Source organism: Egbenema bharatensis FJBBOT/2019, from assembly GCF_048077055.1.
Lineage (GTDB): Bacteria > Cyanobacteriota > Cyanobacteriia > Elainellales > Elainellaceae > Egbenema > Egbenema bharatensis.
Window position 1 is genome coordinate 6827845 of the sequence record NZ_CP182236.1, and the last position, 16737, is coordinate 6844581.

General features: G+C 45.1%; 17 protein-coding genes. 8 read left to right on the top strand and 9 right to left on the bottom strand.

Going from position 1 to position 16737, the window contains the following annotated elements; translation table 11 throughout:
- Window positions 1-210: 210 nt before the first annotated feature.
- From ACM1PF_RS31780 to ACM1PF_RS31790, 3 genes are all read left to right on the top strand, one after another.
- The gene (locus ACM1PF_RS31780; RefSeq protein WP_416670429.1) at window positions 211-2718 is read left to right on the top strand and encodes a DUF3987 domain-containing protein; all 2508 of its coding nucleotides are present in this window, start codon (window positions 211-213) and stop codon (window positions 2716-2718) included.
- Window positions 2719-3163: 445 nt separating this feature from the next.
- On the top strand, window positions 3164-3760 hold the full coding sequence (locus tag ACM1PF_RS31785) for a hypothetical protein (RefSeq protein ID WP_416670430.1): 597 nt from the start codon (window positions 3164-3166) through the stop codon (window positions 3758-3760).
- A gap of 44 nt (window positions 3761-3804) precedes the next feature.
- A complete protein-coding gene (locus ACM1PF_RS31790) occupies window positions 3805-4059 on the top strand; it encodes a ribbon-helix-helix domain-containing protein (RefSeq protein ID WP_416670431.1) in 255 nt (84 codons plus the stop codon).
- A 35-nt stretch (window positions 4060-4094) separates the two neighbouring features.
- On the opposite strand, the gene ACM1PF_RS31795 is transcribed toward ACM1PF_RS31790, so the two are convergent.
- From ACM1PF_RS31795 to ACM1PF_RS31820, 6 genes are all read right to left on the bottom strand, one after another.
- Complete coding sequence (locus ACM1PF_RS31795; RefSeq protein ID WP_416670432.1) at window positions 4095-4448, bottom strand: DUF5615 family PIN-like protein; 354 nt, start codon at window positions 4446-4448, stop codon at window positions 4095-4097.
- The gene (locus ACM1PF_RS31800; RefSeq protein ID WP_416670433.1) at window positions 4445-4681 is read right to left on the bottom strand and encodes a DUF433 domain-containing protein; all 237 of its coding nucleotides are present in this window, start codon (window positions 4679-4681) and stop codon (window positions 4445-4447) included. Before ACM1PF_RS31800 ends, ACM1PF_RS31795 begins: the two co-directional genes overlap by 4 nt.
- 355 nt (window positions 4682-5036) lie before the next feature.
- Window positions 5037-6197, bottom strand: coding sequence for an ISH3 family transposase (locus ACM1PF_RS31805; RefSeq protein WP_416666610.1), 1161 nt, complete (start codon window positions 6195-6197; stop codon window positions 5037-5039).
- Between the two features lie 65 nt (window positions 6198-6262).
- Window positions 6263-7795: a hypothetical protein gene (locus ACM1PF_RS31810; RefSeq protein ID WP_416670434.1), complete on the bottom strand. Its 1533-nt coding sequence runs from the start codon at window positions 7793-7795 to the stop codon at window positions 6263-6265.
- Between the two features lie 410 nt (window positions 7796-8205).
- Entirely contained in the window at window positions 8206-8478 is a 273-nt protein-coding gene (locus ACM1PF_RS31815; RefSeq protein ID WP_416670435.1) for a hypothetical protein, read from the bottom strand.
- Window positions 8479-8597: 119 nt separating this feature from the next.
- The gene (locus ACM1PF_RS31820; RefSeq protein WP_416670436.1) at window positions 8598-10658 is read right to left on the bottom strand and encodes a DNA phosphorothioation-associated putative methyltransferase; all 2061 of its coding nucleotides are present in this window, start codon (window positions 10656-10658) and stop codon (window positions 8598-8600) included.
- A 227-nt stretch (window positions 10659-10885) separates the two neighbouring features.
- Here ACM1PF_RS31820 and ACM1PF_RS31825 point away from each other — a divergent pair, with 227 nt between their 5' ends.
- Window positions 10886-11809 (top strand): DUF4007 family protein, encoded by a 924-nt coding sequence (locus ACM1PF_RS31825; protein ID WP_416670437.1) that lies wholly within the window; start codon window positions 10886-10888, stop codon window positions 11807-11809.
- Window positions 11810-11814: 5 nt separating this feature from the next.
- Window positions 11815-13080 (top strand): hypothetical protein, encoded by a 1266-nt coding sequence (locus ACM1PF_RS31830; RefSeq protein ID WP_416670438.1) that lies wholly within the window; start codon window positions 11815-11817, stop codon window positions 13078-13080.
- A 230-nt stretch (window positions 13081-13310) separates the two neighbouring features.
- Here ACM1PF_RS31830 and ACM1PF_RS31835 read toward each other — a convergent pair whose 3' ends face one another.
- Entirely contained in the window at window positions 13311-14762 is a 1452-nt protein-coding gene (locus tag ACM1PF_RS31835) for an HNH endonuclease domain-containing protein (protein WP_416670439.1), read from the bottom strand.
- Window positions 14763-14863: 101 nt separating this feature from the next.
- Here ACM1PF_RS31835 and ACM1PF_RS31840 point away from each other — a divergent pair, with 101 nt between their 5' ends.
- Genes ACM1PF_RS31840 through ACM1PF_RS31850 form a run of 3 tightly spaced genes read left to right on the top strand, consistent with a single transcriptional unit; the run spans window position 14864 to window position 15575 of the window.
- Window positions 14864-15058, top strand: a complete 195-nt coding sequence (locus ACM1PF_RS31840) for a hypothetical protein (RefSeq protein WP_416670440.1) — start codon at window positions 14864-14866, stop codon at window positions 15056-15058.
- Window positions 15055-15303 (top strand): hypothetical protein, encoded by a 249-nt coding sequence (locus tag ACM1PF_RS31845; RefSeq protein ID WP_416670441.1) that lies wholly within the window; start codon window positions 15055-15057, stop codon window positions 15301-15303. The genes ACM1PF_RS31840 and ACM1PF_RS31845 overlap by 4 nt, the downstream gene beginning before the upstream one ends.
- 20 nt (window positions 15304-15323) lie before the next feature.
- The gene (locus ACM1PF_RS31850) at window positions 15324-15575 is read left to right on the top strand and encodes a hypothetical protein (RefSeq protein ID WP_416670442.1); all 252 of its coding nucleotides are present in this window, start codon (window positions 15324-15326) and stop codon (window positions 15573-15575) included.
- Window positions 15576-15597: 22 nt separating this feature from the next.
- Here ACM1PF_RS31850 and ACM1PF_RS31855 read toward each other — a convergent pair whose 3' ends face one another.
- Together ACM1PF_RS31855 and ACM1PF_RS31860 are read right to left on the bottom strand one after the other, a co-directional pair.
- Window positions 15598-16149: a hypothetical protein gene (locus ACM1PF_RS31855; RefSeq protein WP_416670443.1), complete on the bottom strand. Its 552-nt coding sequence runs from the start codon at window positions 16147-16149 to the stop codon at window positions 15598-15600.
- The gene (locus ACM1PF_RS31860) at window positions 16124-16720 is read right to left on the bottom strand and encodes a competence protein CoiA (protein WP_416670444.1); all 597 of its coding nucleotides are present in this window, start codon (window positions 16718-16720) and stop codon (window positions 16124-16126) included. Before ACM1PF_RS31860 ends, ACM1PF_RS31855 begins: the two co-directional genes overlap by 26 nt.
- Window positions 16721-16737 lie beyond the last annotated feature (17 nt).

Below are 16737 nucleotides of genomic sequence, written 5' to 3' on the forward strand. Positions count from 1 at the left end.
TTGAATTGGCTGGCAACGCGCCATAATCCCGCAGCACACGAGAAAGAAATCTTGCGCTACTTGGCGAGTCTAGAAGGAGAAAAGGCTCGCAAAAGCACAAGGTGAGTTTTATCAGCAACACTAACTCTACTATCTGAACTTCGATACAGATATAACGCGATTTGACGACTGTCTTCGTCCATTTTCTAATAAAAAAAGGAGGGCTTAACCATGACTGAACGTCATGAAAAGGCGATCGCCGTTGCAAGCAGCGATCGCTCTGAAAAAACATTTTCTGGTAATTATCCTAGCAGTAATTCCAAGATTACACCTCAGCAACTTCTCGAAGAGGTGAAAACATTGCCTGAATCATGGGCATTGGTTGCCGTGGGCGACAAAAAAGCACCCTTGGGACGGGATTGGACAGCTATACCCTTGAGTCAGTCAGACTTTGAACTGGCAATTCGAATTGGAAAATTTGAATCGCTTTCAGTGAAGTCCAAGAAGGGAGAAATTTTTCATCCACCAATTGCTTGGTGGGCTGCAATTGGAGTTTTGTGTGGAACACCGTCGGGTGGGCTGCTATTTGTTGATCACGATGGCGAAAGCTGCGACTCTCTTATTGAGAGGCTTTCGGAGCAATCTGTGGCAGAAGCACTGCCCAAAACAGTTGCTGTTACGTCGCGTCGAACAGGGCGTTATCAATTGATCTACCGTATTCCTGAGCAGTTTTGGGGGGCTATCTCTACTAAGAAACTGGCTACTGGAACTCAAGGAAAGGATGGGAAACCGGAACAATTGGAGTTCCGTTGGGACGGGAGCCAGTCTGTCGTAGCGGGATACCATCCAACTACTGGCTCTTACTGTTGGTTGCCAGGTCAGTCCCCTCAGGAATGTGAGGTGGCAGCGGTTCCAGATTGGATAATTGAGCAAATGTTGCAGGATACTCCTTCCCAAGAGCCTGCGCAAGTGAAATTTGGGTATCACTCATATCTGCGAACTTGGACTGAGCGGGATTGGGCAATTTCCTATTTGGCGGCCATTCCTATGACCGAAGATTACGATACGTGGCTTCACGTTGGCATGGCGCTGCGTTCGGCAGGGGAAGACCTGTTGGCTGACTGGGATAACTGGAGCCGGGGAGCTGCTAATTATGAACCAGAAGCTTGCGAGAGGAAATGGGAGTCTTTCGACCCCAGTGGCGGGATTACATTGGGAACATTGGGCTTGATGGCGAAACAAAACGGTTGGCAGTCACCGTTTAAGGAGGATAGAGGCGATCGCCCTGCACTAACTGTTATTCAAGGCAGTAGTAGCCAACCCTTGGAAGATTTGGACGAAGATTCTGAGGAGCTAGCTCAAGAAGTTCAGTTATTAGTCAAGTTGACAGAGGAAGCTGCTCCAGTTCAAACATTGCTTTCTCCTCGTTTAACAGCCTTATTGATGCATCGGGCAAAACAATTCAACGTCCCTCTGGAAGCATTCATAGGGATTTTGCTACCATTGACAGCTTCTTTGCTAAGGCTTGGTACCCAACTGGAGATTAGTGCTGCTTCAGACTATCGTTGCTCTCCAATCCTTTGGTCAGGACTTGTAGGTGAGTCTGGAACCAATAAATCGCCAATTTTCGACACCTTACTTGAGCCTATGCAAGAGTTGCAAGCCAAGGAGGATGAAATTTACACCCTCCAGAATGAGCAATATAAAGACGAGTTGGAAGACTGGCAAAAGAGTTCTAAGGAAGAACGAGGCAATAAACCCACTCCACCCGCTCAACGCGAGTATTATTTGTTGGATACGACATTGGAGGCGATCGCAGATTGCTTGAGTAGACAGCCCGGTCGGGGCGTTGTGATTCCGGTCGATGAGTTTGCAGGGTTCTTCAATGGATTCAATCAGTACCGCGCTGGTGGCAAAGGGAACGATCGCCAAAAGTTTTTGTCTGCCTATAATGGCGGAGCATTCAAAGTTAACCGCAAGGTGGGAAAGCGAATCTCCATAGCCAAAACTTCTATCAGTCTGGCAGGAACGATTCAACCTTGCGTACTGCGGAAAGTGATGAGCGATTTGGATGACGTTGATGGCTTCTGGGCTAGGTTTCTTTGGATTCCATTACCCCTTACTGAAATGCCACCTCCGGATGATGAAGCAGGTTGCGATCTGTTTGGAGTACTGCAAAGCCTTTATCAAGGTTTGGAGAATTTGGCTCCTGAAACTTATCAGTTTGACCAACGAGGTCGAGAAATTTGGCGAGATTGGCATATCTTCTGCGAGCAACACAAGGTGAACGAACCTAACCCAGCTCTCAGAGCAGTTTATCCAAAAAGTAGGGAGAGGGCTGCCAGAGTAGCACTGGTTGCTCATTGCATTAACGCTGTTGTTGAAGGTAGAGTTCCAGACCGAATTGTTGCTAGTGATCTATTGGAAGCTGCGATCGCTTTTACCGAATGGTCAATTGGGCAAACTCGGCTCATTTATGCTGCTGCTGGTGCTGTTTCCTATGAAGAAACATCCAAGATTGTTCGCTTCATCGAAAAATTTAGAGATCGTGAGTGGATTACAGCCAGAAATGTTATCCATTGGTGGTCTGGTAAGCCGAAACCCAAAGCTGAGGCAGCAAGAGGATTCATGAAGCGAGTGGTTGATCTAGGTCACGCGATCGACAATGGTGCTACGGGTAAAGCCTATGCAATTCAGATCAAGAAAAATGATGGCAACAGTGGTAACAATTGTTCTTAAAGCCTTGCAGTATATGATATGCAATCTGGTAACAACCAGGGTAACAGCCCAGTAACATTGAATAACAGTACGGTTGGAACCCCAAAAAAACAGTCGTTTGAGCTTGGTTCTGTGTTACTACAGAGTGCGTTTCACTCAAAGGTAATGGTAGCAAGGATTCCACTGGAACTTAGTCGAGTTGTTACCTAAATGTTACTGCATTGTTACCTCCCTGATGCCGCACCTAGTACTGAGTCTACGGGGGTTTGTTACCCAGTTACTGATACTGAGCTTCAAGTTGGCGATCGTGCTGTTTTATCAGGTGAAGGAAATAGCTGTCTCTCTAATGAAGTGAGGGCGATCTGGACAGTGCGAGCGATCCAGAATCAAAAGGTTGTTGTAAAGTGTGAAACATTGGGTCGTCGCGTTTTTCCACTAACATGGTTGGCACGGTATGAGTGAGCAGATGAATAGAGTTGAGAAGTTTCAACTCTCTCAACTGCTTGGACAATATCTCAGTCTTGAAGAGTTTTGCACTTGCACTCAAACCTACCAGAAGTATGTGGATCGGATTGACCCATACCCTAAAAACCTGGAAGAGACAATTCCAGCGTTAGAAGCTTTGTGTCAACACATCCTTGCCCCCGTGATTGCTCACTTCGGCAGGGAGCGGTTTCAGTTGACTTATGGCTTCTGCTCAAAGGACTTGAAGCGGTTCTTGAGCCAGAAAGACCCAGAGACAGGGATTAAAAATGGACGAGTTGATCCCAGCCGAGATCAGCACATGGCGCATGAGAAGAACCGAAATGGCAAGTATTATTGCGATCGCCTCGGTGCTGCCTGTGATTTTCGGATTGTGGGGATGGAAAGCGATCGCCTCGTGGAGTGGATTCTAGAACAGCGATTGCCGTTTGATTCACTATACTACTATGGCAGCGATCGACCAATTCATATCAGCTATGGCTCTCAACACAAGCGAGACATCTGGACATTCACAGGGAGGGGAGTGCCAACGAGAAAAGGGATCGAGCGGTGGCTTGAGCAAGTGGAGCCACGTTTCTAGCTATCCTAAAAGCAGATGATGTGACAGCTTGAGGATGGTGACGAATGCTGAATATCTCCCTTCCAGATCAGATTAAAACCTTTGTAGAGGAGCAAGCGATCGCAGCAGGCTTCAATTCAGCCAATGAGTATGTCTATCATCTGATTGTGCGGGAGCAGGAGCGCATTGCCCAACAAGAGCACATTGAGGCTCTGTTATTAGAAGGTCTGGAGAGTGGAGAGCCAGTTGAAGCAACGGACGATTGGTGGGAACAAAAGCGAACCCAACTGGTTGAACGATTTCAACAGTTGGATGTATGATTGAGCGAATCATCAAACCTGAAATTTTTACTCTGCTACTGATGGATAATCACGGAGTCTCTGCTCAATTCGATGTAGTTGTTTTGGGAAAGCAGATCAACAATCAGGGATAGGTTTGCAGCAAAGAGGGTTTCTAGTTCTGAGTTTTTGATGTTTCCTGTCGTGACTAGCAGAAGTTTATAGGGCTGCTGCACAGTGAGGAAGGAATCGACAAAATCTGAGTCTTTGGTAACAACAATTCGCTCTTGCTGAACAGAAAGTGTGTTGATGATTGAGTCTGGAGTGGCATTTTGCTGAGGAAGATCTCTGGTGTGAATAGTGTCGTAGCCAGCTTCTTGAAGCAGTCGAGCAAGCCGAATGGGCAGTTGAGCATCAACAAGAAATTTCATGATGCCAGCTTGTGAATGCTCTTAACCTGGCTAAGACGAGCGGCAAACAGAAAAACGGCAAGAATATCGTCTGATTCCAGATCGTCATAGTCGGCAAGAATCTCTTCATTTGTCATGCCGGAACTCAGAAGCTCAAGGATGAACTCGACGGGGTAACGTAATCCACGAATGCAAGGTTTCCCATGACAGATATCTGGATTATGCGTGATGCGTTGCAATAAGTTTTTTTCCATACTTGGCTCAATTTCTGATTTTGTGTATGCATGAGCGATCGCGCCTACCGTTTCTCCAGTGTAAGCTGCGATCGCCTCGGTGCTGCCTGTGATTTTCAGATTGTGGGCTTGGGGAGCGATCGCCTTATAGAGTGGATTCTAGAACAGCAGCTACCGTTTGACTCGTTGTACTACTATGGGGGCGATCGACCCATTCATATCAGTTATAGTCCTCGACAGAGAGGAAATATTTGGGCATTCACAGCAAACGGAGTACCGACTAAAAAAGGTACTGAGGCTTGGTTTAAACGAATTGACAATAAGAGTGTACCGACAAAGAAATTGAGCAGTGAGCTAAATTCAGTAGATCGCAAATTCATTCTAGAGAGGGTAAATAGATGGCTGTGATGACTGGGAAATGTCGCTCGACAGCCTGAGAGAGAAACTCCAACATGGTCTTGAGACTAAAGAGTTCTCGGTAAACGACCCGTCCTCCTCGTTGAGTACGGCTCACAAAGAACCAGAGCAAATACACCCAGAGATTGACCAAAATAAACGCCAGAGCCACAAACAGCAAACGGGTGACTGGATTCTTGCTCGTGGTGCGGATACGGCACCCATTTTTCATCCTGTAGCTGGTCTCGATACCGAAACGGTCTTTGTAATGCTGATGCATCTGCTCCAAAGCAACCCTCACACGATGCACCACGTATAGGGTGTATTGGATACCATGTTTCCCTTTGAACCCTTTGTAATAGCTGCAAATCACCCGCATCTGACAGGTAACTGAACCATATTGAGGGCTGTTGAGGGTATAACGGGTGGCATAACTTTTGCGCCCAATCAACAACTGGCGAGTACCTCCACGTTTGCCTCGAATTACCGCAGGCATGAGAAACGGAATATTGAGAGCTTTGAGCCAACGAATGACTGGTACACTATAGAACCCACGGTCAAGATAAAGCCGTTTGACGCGGACTCGTAAGGGAGTCAGCATGGCTAATAAATAAGTGATGGTTGCAACCAATGTTTCATGCCGATGCACGGCATGAATACCCAAAGTAACCCGTTTGTTACGACAAATCACATAGACGGTGGCATAGGCAAAGAACGAAGTCGTGCCTGCCTTAGCTTGAGAGCGGTAGATGTAAGGCTCAGTGGCGACGTTCACACTGCCGTAATAGGGAATCAGATGGAGGTCAATGGCAATACGATGCTTGCCCTTACGAATTTTTGGGGGGATGCGGCTTTGCAGAGCGGCATTGAGTTGAGATTCCAGAGTTGTGATATCGTCTAACTTATCGAGATGATAGCGAATGCCATTGCCACTGGGTACGCCCTCCAATCGTTGTGTTGTGTGTTCAATGCTATCGCTGCGACTGGCGGCCCGTAGCAAAATCTCAAACAGATCTTGGAGTGTGTATCCACCTTGCATGTCCAGGGATAAGTGTTCCAATAGGCAGTCGAGGGCTACCTCCAACGTCGCTTCATCCGTCAAAGCTGGAGCAGGCGATAATGAACTTGGGTAGATCGTCATGGCTTTGTTTTAATGCGTTTAGCCTGACCCTACCCCTTTCCTAGAGAATTTGCGATCTACTGAAATTAGCTAATACTATGCAGTTCACTTAGTTCATTTGCGTTGTTAGTAGCTTTAGCACGCTCGGCTAAATCTCTAGCGGTTTTCTGAAGCTCCTGTAGTGTTTCCATACGATGGAAAGCATCAGCCCATACTTTGGAGCGTTCTCTCCAGAGAAAATCACGCCATTCGTTTTCAACCCCCTTAGCTCGAATTACGCGATCTACAAATTCTTCAACGATTGCGAATCCAGCTTGGCTAGGTTCTCTTAAAAGTCCCTTTAGCTCCTTTTCACAATTGTTGACAGCTTCAATATAAGCTTGGTTTAGATTGCCAACAATTCTCTCAGCCGGAGACTGCCCTTTCCTGAGTAATTCATCCAATAACTTAGGCTCAAATTTATATTTTGTTTTGTTAGGGGTAAGTACATCCAAATGCTTACGAATTCTATGTTGAATTAAACCCCGATAAACAAGATCAAAATTAGCCAAAAGCTGAAATCCAAACTTGATTTTTTGTTGTTTCTCAGGAATTAAATCTGCAACAGATTTTAGAAATTTACTAGCAGCTATAGGCTCGTTATTATTTCTAGCTACTAATCCACCTAAATTCTGATCAGCTAACGCTCCAACGACTTGTAATTTAATTTCTTCCAGAGATCGATTGAGACCTGTTTCTAAAGAAAGGAAACGGATAGATAGTTGAGTACGAATATTTTGAAGGCTCTTTTCATAAGCTGTTCGATAGCCCTCATACCGTTTGTTAAGTTTCTCAATTTCTTCTTGATCTGGCACTATCACTTTATCATTCCGGCAACTTTGAATAAGTTTATCCACATCTTCACGAAAGTGGTAATCTTCACAATCTCTCTTTTCGATCAATTCAGTTAATAAATCTTCTAGACGGATTGGGAAAGCATCCCAAAAAGCACTAAATCTTTCATTGAATTCCTCCATTCCATCCTCGCTCTTTAAAGCGTCTATAATGCTGGAGAAACTTGAAATTGCAGCATTTGTTTGTTGCTGAAGTAGGCTTACTCGATCAAAGCAGGCTGTGGAATACCGATAATCTAAAACATCAATTCTATTGATGAGATAATCTAGAACAGAACCCAAGATTTCATTATTTGCTTCGGTTTCGTCAGCACAATTGGCAATAATTGTTCGCTTAACTTTAATATGCTTTACCTGCATCTTTTCAGCGAAGATCTCACAAAGAACAGAGTTACTAGTATCACGGTTTAGAACCATGAATGACCAATCTTCAATAGGTAGTTCTGTGAGAGCTTTGTTTGCTGTGTCATAAAGCTGTGTATCGAAATCGAACCAATCGTCGCCCCCTATTCTTGGTCGTCGAACAAATAGGACAAAATCAATGTCTTGTCCTAATGTTCGGATCATTCTCTCCGAATCTCCAATGCCCGTATCTCCTAAACCTGGCATATCTACCAGCGCCAGTCTTCCTACTTCTTTGTTCGGAAAGGGACAAAAGATTTTTACTTCTTTAACTGCAAGGTAGTTGTAATACGCACCTTTTCCATCAACAGTATCTTGAGCCACAAACTCTCGTATTTGACTTGATTCAATCCGAATTGAATCGGATGAGAGAAGGGTCTGATATTTATCTAGATGCTGATGATATTTGCAAAGATGCTCATACTTTGCATTCAGCTCGGAGCTTTTCTGAGAAGGAGGTTGTGGCGGATTAGAAGCAAAACTCTGCAAAGTTTTAGGCTTAGTTCCTAAACCTAGCTGTTCATAGTAAGGCGCAATGATTTCTTCTAAGAAAGATTGTTCGCTATGAAAAACTACTTCTGCATAAGTCGTAATATCTTGAGCATGATAAATAGTACTTCTTACCCCAGTACACTGGAGCAGTTCTCCATCAGGAATCTCAACAGTTGATAAACCTGTTAGACTTTGTAGAAGGCGGCTTTTTCCCTGCCTCGCACGCCCAACAACGCCAATATTTAAAGTCTTACGAGAGAATCTTTTCTCAAGTTATCGAGTGCTCTTAATTCACTCACAATCTCACGTTGGATTGTTGTGAAATCAATTTTCTTTAATTGTGCACGAAGCTCAGGATCATCTAGTTCGCCTCTAAGAGATAATTCGTCTCTTTCCTGAGCAAGCGTTTGCAGCTCCAAACCTAATTTCTGTAACTGTACCTCAGCGTTTTCAATCCGCTTCACCAAGGGCTGTCGTTTTTCAATGATATTGTTGATCTGCTGAGATCTTGTCATAGTCACATCCCTAGATGTCGTAAGAACTGTACGAGAATGCAGTATGGATAGCACCTCTATAAGAGTTCCCAGAAAGATATTGACAATGAACAAAAGAATTTCGGTTTAGCGAGAAGCAACTATCCCCTAGTCATCTTCGAATCTCCTTGCCGCCGTGCAGCTTGAACTAGCCTCACTTTGTAGGGATCAGCATCCTTTCGCCACACCACGCGATGCCCTTTTAATTCAGCACAATGCTCCTCCAGGCATTTTTGCCAGCCACGATAGTCATAAATCAGGCGCAAGTCATCCAGCAAGCCCCAATCGGTTTCCTGCCGTGTCAGCTTCGCGAACTTCTCATAGAGCGGATAGTCGGCTGTCACCACTGAATCCTTCTGGTGCAACAGGGGGGGATTGTCATTGGGGTCATAATCCCGATAATGGACGTGGAGATCTCGTAAGTCGATCTCCATGCTGGTGTAGAGGGCAGGATGGGGATCGGTGTCAAAATTTGGATAGAACAGGTAGGAAATCTTGGGTTTCCGAAAGTGGAATTTGACGACATTGGCTTCCTGAGGACGACCGATCGTGCGAGAGGCGCAACCTTCGTAGAGCCTCAGCAGTGGATGAAGTGCCTCGATCGCCGACACATGCACCCATAGGGAGTTTGGTCGCTTTTGCCCGATTGCACTGCTCTTGCAGCGTTCCTCGACCACCTCCAGATTGCCTAAACTCATCAGCATCAGGTCTGCTGCAGCACAGGCTTGCTGATAGCCACCGAATAGACTTTTGATGTCGTTCTGAACCACAGGTGTCAAATCCCGAAGCTTGGGACGACGACCAAAATGGCTTAACGCCAAATAAACTAGCAAGTCTTGACGGCGGCGATCGCTAATTTCATCCCATTCCTGTAGGTTTGTGGCTTGTAGGACGATCTGGAATGCCCGTCGCAGATTACCAAATTCAGTACTGAGTGCTTCTGTCTCAGGCAGTTCTTCTAGAGTTGGTAGTCGTCCCCGCTCGGTGAAGAATGCCATCAATGGAGTGAGCAGTTCTTTGTAATCCTCAAACCGCTTATTCGCCAGTTGAACTTTGGGGACGGAGACGCGCGATCGAAACCGCGATGCCCGAAAACTCTGTGCCTGTGCCTCGTCCCGAAAAACGAAGTAGATCCCTAACGCTGCCGGAACTGCATCGACCCCAAGCACCTGGTCAATGTAAATCTTCAGTTCTTCCTGGTCGTAATACTTCTGAAAAGTATTGCGGCTTGTGATCACCCCATCCCCATAGGCGATCTGGCTATTCCCCTGCGCGATGAGAACCTGGGCAGCGACAATTAGCACCTGCCCAGTTAGCTCCCAGGCTTTAATCAACGCCTCACGCCGCTCTGCCTGAGACTCAATGACATTGATGACATATCCCAAGTTCACGACATCCGCAGTGACTAATGGAGAATCTGGACGGTAGTAAGGGCCCCAACCAGCACTCTCGTAGCCGAGTTTGCCCACCCGTTCCAGATCTCCGCCCTGCCCACAGCCGTAGTCAAAGAAGGTTTTGGTTTGGTTCAGCAGCCCTGCCTCTAATGCCAGACGTACAGGTTTAGAGAAGTCGTTGCGGCTGATTGCTGCTTTGTGGCGATCGATCTTAACCTGTGTAGATTGGGCATTGAGGAGCGATCGGTGGATCAGAGTATGCCCTTGAAACGCGACCTTGAATTGGGCTAAGCGTTCCTCCCACGCTAAGCGTGTCCCGATCGCCCTCGGATTATCCAATAGCCCTAGAGCTTCTTCCTGACGAGTTAGGGCAGCGAATTGCTGGTAGTGGGGATAATCAGTCGCAACAAAGGTTTCTTTCCGGTGAAGAATAAAGGGGTTGCTTGCCTCACCGTAATCTCGATAGTTTACCTCACGGCTTTGCAGGTTCACCTGGATGCTGGACTGAAGCGCAGGGTGCGGCTCGCTGTCAAAATCTGGGTATGAGAGGTAGGAGATGCTTGGCTTTTCCAGATTGAACTTAATGAGTGTGATCCCCTCTGGGCGGGAGGCTATCTCTCTAGCTTCACTCTCGTACTCTTGAAGAAGCGGGTCTAATGATTCTATGGCTGAGACGTGGATGTATAAGGCATCCGGCAGAAGCTTACCCACCTTGCTGCGTTGGCAGGTAACGGCGATCGCACTAAAGTCATCAAGGCTACAAAACATCCGCAAAAGACTTCATCTGCCTAAGTCACAATTTGAACCCATTATGCTACTGCCCTTAAAGGGTTGATCACTTTGTTCTCTTTGTTATTCTGCGTAATCCCTATTAATTAAGGACAATTAAGCTCCTCCCCCTATATATGGAGTAGCATAATAGATGCACGCTATGGCTGGGGGCTTTCCAGTATGCTCTGAATCGTAGAAAATAGGTACATTCGTTCTATAAAATTATGGCGGTAGAGCAAGCGAATCGCAATACAGGTACCAGTGGCAATTCCAAAGCCATCGTTTTTGCTCGTCATGAAACGTTTCATCCCCGCTTTGGTTGGTTGAAGAAGGGTTTTGATCGTGCTTCTATCGATTCAGAGGTTTTCTTAAGAGAGGATGCCCCTGTTCGGCTCGGCGTGGGAAAGAACATGGTGCGCTCCATTCGGTACTGGTGTTCTGCCTTTAAGCTGCTGAAGGATGACCAGCCGACAAAATTTGGTCAGCAACTCTTGGGGCAGGAAGGCTGGGACTCTTATCTAGAAGATCCTGCCTCCCTTTGGCTATTGCACTGGAAATTGCTAGAAGCGCCTAACTTGGCGACCGCCTGGGATGTTGCCTTCAACTATTTTCGTCAGGTCGAGTTTACGACCGAAGATTTGTTTTACCAGCTTTGTGAGTACCGCGATCGCGAAGCCCCTCGTATTTCTGAGTCTTCACTCAGAAAGGACGTGAGTTGCATTTTGCGAATGTATGTCGTGCAGCCCAGTGGTAAGGCTCAAGTCAGCGAAGATTCCTTGGATTGCCCATTTACTGAACTGGGGTTAATTCACACCGCAGGGGATTCGCGGCACTATATGTTTCGGGTTGGGCAGAAGCCAAGCTTACCCCCAGAAATTGTGGTTTACGCTTGCTTAGAGCATCACGCTCGAACAGGTAGCCCCGCCAAAACGATTCCAATTGGCAATTTGCTCTACGACCTTGGTAGCCCAGGACTCGTATTTAAGTTGACCGAGAGTGCCATCTGCGACGCGATCGAAGTAATAGCTCGACGATGGGATCAGATTCGGCTCTCTGATGCAGCCGGAAAACTGCAATTTTCCTTTGAAGATGAGCCAATTGAACTATCAAGGGCTATCCTGGACGGGTACTACCGAGCGGGGAGGTGAGCAAGATGACCGATAAGGCTCTATCGACCTATTTTGAGCTACACCGCCGCTACTACCGATCCGTCAATTTAGAGAGAGATTTAGATAAGCCTGATGCGGCTCAAGGCTATGTTCCGACCGAGCGATCTGCTGAAGCGTTGCGGCGGATTCTATCTGCCATTGGAGATCCAAATGCCCATCGAGCATGGACATTAACTGGAGTCTATGGAACAGGGAAGTCAGCGTTTGCCCATTATCTTGCGGCTTTGTGTGCGCCAGAAGAAAGCCCGGTAGCCGATGAAGCCTGGGCGATCGCCGAATGTGCTTTTCCGGCTGAAAGCTCCGAAATGGAAGCCATCACAAATGTTCCTGAGCCTGGATTATTGAGAGCCGTTGCTACCGCTCAACGGGAGCCTTTAAGCTGGACGATCGTTCGTGCCTTATCACGTGGGTTTGATCTTTTTTGGAAGAAGAAGCGGAAACCAGATTTCTGGATGGATCTCAATGAGTGGCGCTTTCAGGCGGAGGAGGGCAACTGCCAAGTTACAGACCAACAAGTGCTGAAATTGCTCCGAGAGGTCGTCCAAACGGTTGAAACGGATGTGCTGCTTATTATCGATGAGTTGGGCAAGAATCTAGAGTACGCGGCTCATCATCAGGGCATTCAAGATCTTTACTTGCTTCAACAGATTGCTGAGCTAGAGCTTAAGGGAGACTATCAAGTTCATCTGCTGGGCATTCTCCATCAGTCATTTGCAGGATATAGCGATCGCCTCTCGACAGTAGAACAAAGCGAATGGACAAAGATTCACGGACGATTCACAGATATCGTTCTCACTGAATCACCTAGTCAGATGACCCGCTTGATTGGACAAGCGATCGATCGATCTAATGCTGACCCAGTTCTTCATAGCATTCGCCTCCAAGCAGAAAGCTGGTTTGATGCGTTAAAGGACGTACTCTCGGAATACGAGATTTCGGCGAAGGTGCTAGCAGATGCCTATCCCTTACACCCCCTGACGGCTTTGGTGTTACCGATGCTCTGTGTGCGTTACGCCCAGAACGATCGCTCTCTATTTACTTTTCTCACTAGCGACGAGCCTTACGCTTTCAGTCAGTTCCTTAAATCCACTGCAATTCAAGGTGTTGGCGCAGCCTCTCCAGAGGAGACTCAAATCCCGACATTGAAGCTGTACCAGCTTTATGACTACTTTGTTGAGGCAGTAACCGGGCTTGCGTCGCGGATCAACTTACAACGTTGGGTTGAAGTTCAGAGATTCGCTTTTATGTGATTGGCATTATGGAAGCACAAAAAACTATTGATGCAAAAATTGTACTCCGTTTCCTATCTCCTGATTGGAGAGCAGATTGCGTTAGGTGGGCGTGTGGTAAATGTGGTTATGACAAACATCAAACGCTAGATAACTTCATGTTTAATGTTCGTTATAGAGAGTGTGATCTTTGTCGTATGCGTAACAGGATTAAAATTTAGCTAAGTGCTTATTTTAATGCGTCAACTTTATTAATAAGTCCAACCTGATTCAAATCCTAAGCTTGTTGCTAAAGATGTTAGAGGTTGAAAGGTCGAATCGAATGCTTTTCTAAGTTTTTCAAAATCTGTTAAATCATCTTTTGAACTCAACCTTAGATCAGAGATATATGAGTCAATGAATTTTTTCCATGTTCCATCGTTACTCATCTTTCTTTTCCAGGTTTGAAGACCAAGATAATGAACCCGTACAAAAGCATCAAAATATATTGAAGCTGGAATAATTTTTGATTTTGATGAATTGACATCACTGAATGTCGGAACCAAATTCCAAATTTGATCATGTGCTACAAATGACCAAGGAAGATAGTGATCAAGAGACAGCTTTGAATCTGCCCTTAAAGGGCGATTTGAATAAATACAGTTAATCTCATCGGTATATTCTAGAATCTTCTGCCAATACTTCGCCTGAGAACTTAAAGCACCTCTTCTAAGCTGAGGGAATAGTTTATTTGATATGGCAGGAGTGCTAGGGTTCTTACTTTGCATATATTGTAGCCATTCCCAGGAAACCCATCCCTTGATGATAGGATAATTTATCCTAATGTAAGAAATCCATTCAGGACTTAGGTGAATAGATTTGCATGACTTCGGTGAATCTCCATCAAATTTATAAAGTGGTTTAGCTGTATCAAAATACTGTTCAGCTAGAGCCATGATTATTTCATTCTCAAGATCATCATTTCTTGTTGCGCCTCGATTTTGACTCTTATATGCCTTCAGTTGTTGTGACAAAAAAGGTGAAATTAGTCGAAATGGTACATATCGCATCAATGAGTCTTTACCTACCAAAAGACTATCTAAATTTCTTTTAGATATCTCTTCTCTAAGCAAATTCTTCTCTGATTCATCAAATGCTGGCTTATCGAGATCCAGTTCCAGAGAGTCTAGTTTGATAGCGATCTTGTCCTGTATGCCAAATGACAGCTTGAAATAGGTATGAGGATACCAAGCATTAACCAGTATCTCAATTAGTAAATCCCTAAGACTGATTGGAGAGTCAATATTAAAGTTTTGTCTTCTCAATATGTCTAACAGGGAAAGGAAGAAGACATATTTGTAAGAAGTTGCTGTTTTGTCAAACAGTCTAGATAATGCGGCAACGTTTAACCCTTCAGCGTCAGGAAGACGTTCAAACCCTCCAGTAACAGGATTTATCCATGCTCCTGAACTTGCTTCAGCTAAAGCATCTTGACCTACAGCCAAGTCTGAAGTATACAGACCGATAAACTCATCCGCAGCATCAGGATTAATTACTTTAAGTGCTGCGATTATTCCCTGAACTGTCTCCGAGTTGGGATCTCTAATCTCAGCGACCCATCTATGAACGTTAGATCGAGCAATGCCAAGCTGTTCAGCCAACTTACCCTGGCTGATGCCGTAACTCGTCAGAACTTGCCCTAGAACCTTACCAGCTTTTCCCATGCCTCTGATCCTGTCAGAGAAGCATGATGACGTAAATAGAAGCCAAATGGCTTCCAAAAATCATGATAAAATGGAAGCCAATTAGTTTCCATTGGATTTCAATGACCTATACAACACGCCTCTATCCTTGGATCATCGTCCATCAGCTTCCAAATATGCAGCACTCTGTGGTGAAGCGTTTTCGTCGTCGGAATGATGCTGACGAATGCCTGAAAGCTCTTTACCGTCTTGAGCCAGGTAAAAAATTTGTCGTTATGTTTGACACTGCTGGCTGTGCGAAGGAGGTTCAACAATGACAGTCAGATATGTTGAAGGATTAGACTACACTCTGATTGTGGTACTTGCTCACAACCGAGGCATTGATAGGAGCACAGTCCAAGTGAAAGACCTGACTGGTAGAGTATTTGAGACATGGCATCGTAGATACAGGCTGTGGCGAAATCCAGTTCACGGAACAGCTAGAAGCATTGCTGAAATCAAGGAGATCTACAATGCGCTCGATATTGATGATTACACCGATCAAAATGGCTATGCAGATTAATTCTGCATTCAAATAAACTCATGATGCGAATTAGACACTTTCAGGGTGAAGGCTATACTCTCACCCTTATTAGAATTCCTAAAAATAGAAGAAACAAAGGAATCAGTAGAAGCACAATCGAAGTAAGAGATTTAGCTGGAAAAATTTTTGACGTATGGAAATATGAAGGTGGAGAATGGTTGAATCCAATTCACGGAATAGCTAAATCTGTTACTCAGGTTAAGGAGATTTATGATTCTATTGACATTGATGATTATGCCAAAACGCAGTAGAGGAAATTGATTAAATTTGCAGTTAGAATAATCCAAGTTGATTATTTGTAGCTGTTGAAATTTTAGAAGTTCTTCCTGGTCTTAGTGTAAGTCTAGCTCTCTGAGCAACTATGCTAATGCTATCAACTTTTCCAGGAATACGAGGCTTTCCAAAACGATCTAATGGATATACCTCAACTCGATCTAACCATTCTGTACGATTTCCCCATTGCACTAATACTGAATTGATTTCTATCTGGAGGACTTGACCATTCCATCCATGCCGTCCCATACGAGTAACGCGATCTCCAGGTAATAACGGAGAGTAATCCTGAAATTGAATTTCAATATCTAAACAACCAGATGTGGTAATTTTGGAGGCTCCAAATTCTGTACTAATAGAGCAACCAAGTAACGGTTCTATCTGTGTTGTTGATTCTTGTAGTGAGAAAAATTGCTTTTTTGCCAGTCCTTTCTCTGCTTCAATGGAACAAGAATTTAGAGTATTTGTCCGAAGGTTAATGCCTCGGAGCGAACTACTTTGAGGCAGTGTACAGATAGACTGGTCGTCAAGCTGGATCGTACTTGAAATCAATCCGTCCAACTGCACCGAAGACTGAACGGAGCCATGCTCGATTTTCAGATGTATCTGCTTCCTTTCCGAGGAACCAAAGGACATCTGCTCCAATTGAGTGGTAGTCTCGTGTTCGTTGTTCGAGTTCATCAGGAGTAATTTGAGAAAGTTGGCATTCCGCAATCAGAAGATTACCATTTTTGTAAACTAAAGCTACATCTGCAATTCTTCCATTTTCCCCACAGTTAGGTAAATGATATTCAACCTCAACTGTTGCATTCTGTTCAGGATCATCCTTAATTTGCTCCTTGAGAAATTTAGCGAGTTTTAGTTTCCCCTCCTCATGTTCAGGAGACTCAGGATGTCTAGCAATATTACTGGTACAGGAATGCTGATGAACAAAATGTAAGACAAATCCTTTTCGCTCACGTGGAAAAACGCCCTGCCCACAGAAAGGACATTGAAGACTTCCTGGGGGGTACTTGGAGCGGATTTCATGGGCTGACTTATGATAGGCAGCTACAACACGTTCTTTTGCTTGATTGACAGCAACTAACATTACAACAAAGTATTCTCCTGGCTGCTTTACCAACCAGTATTCCCTTTATG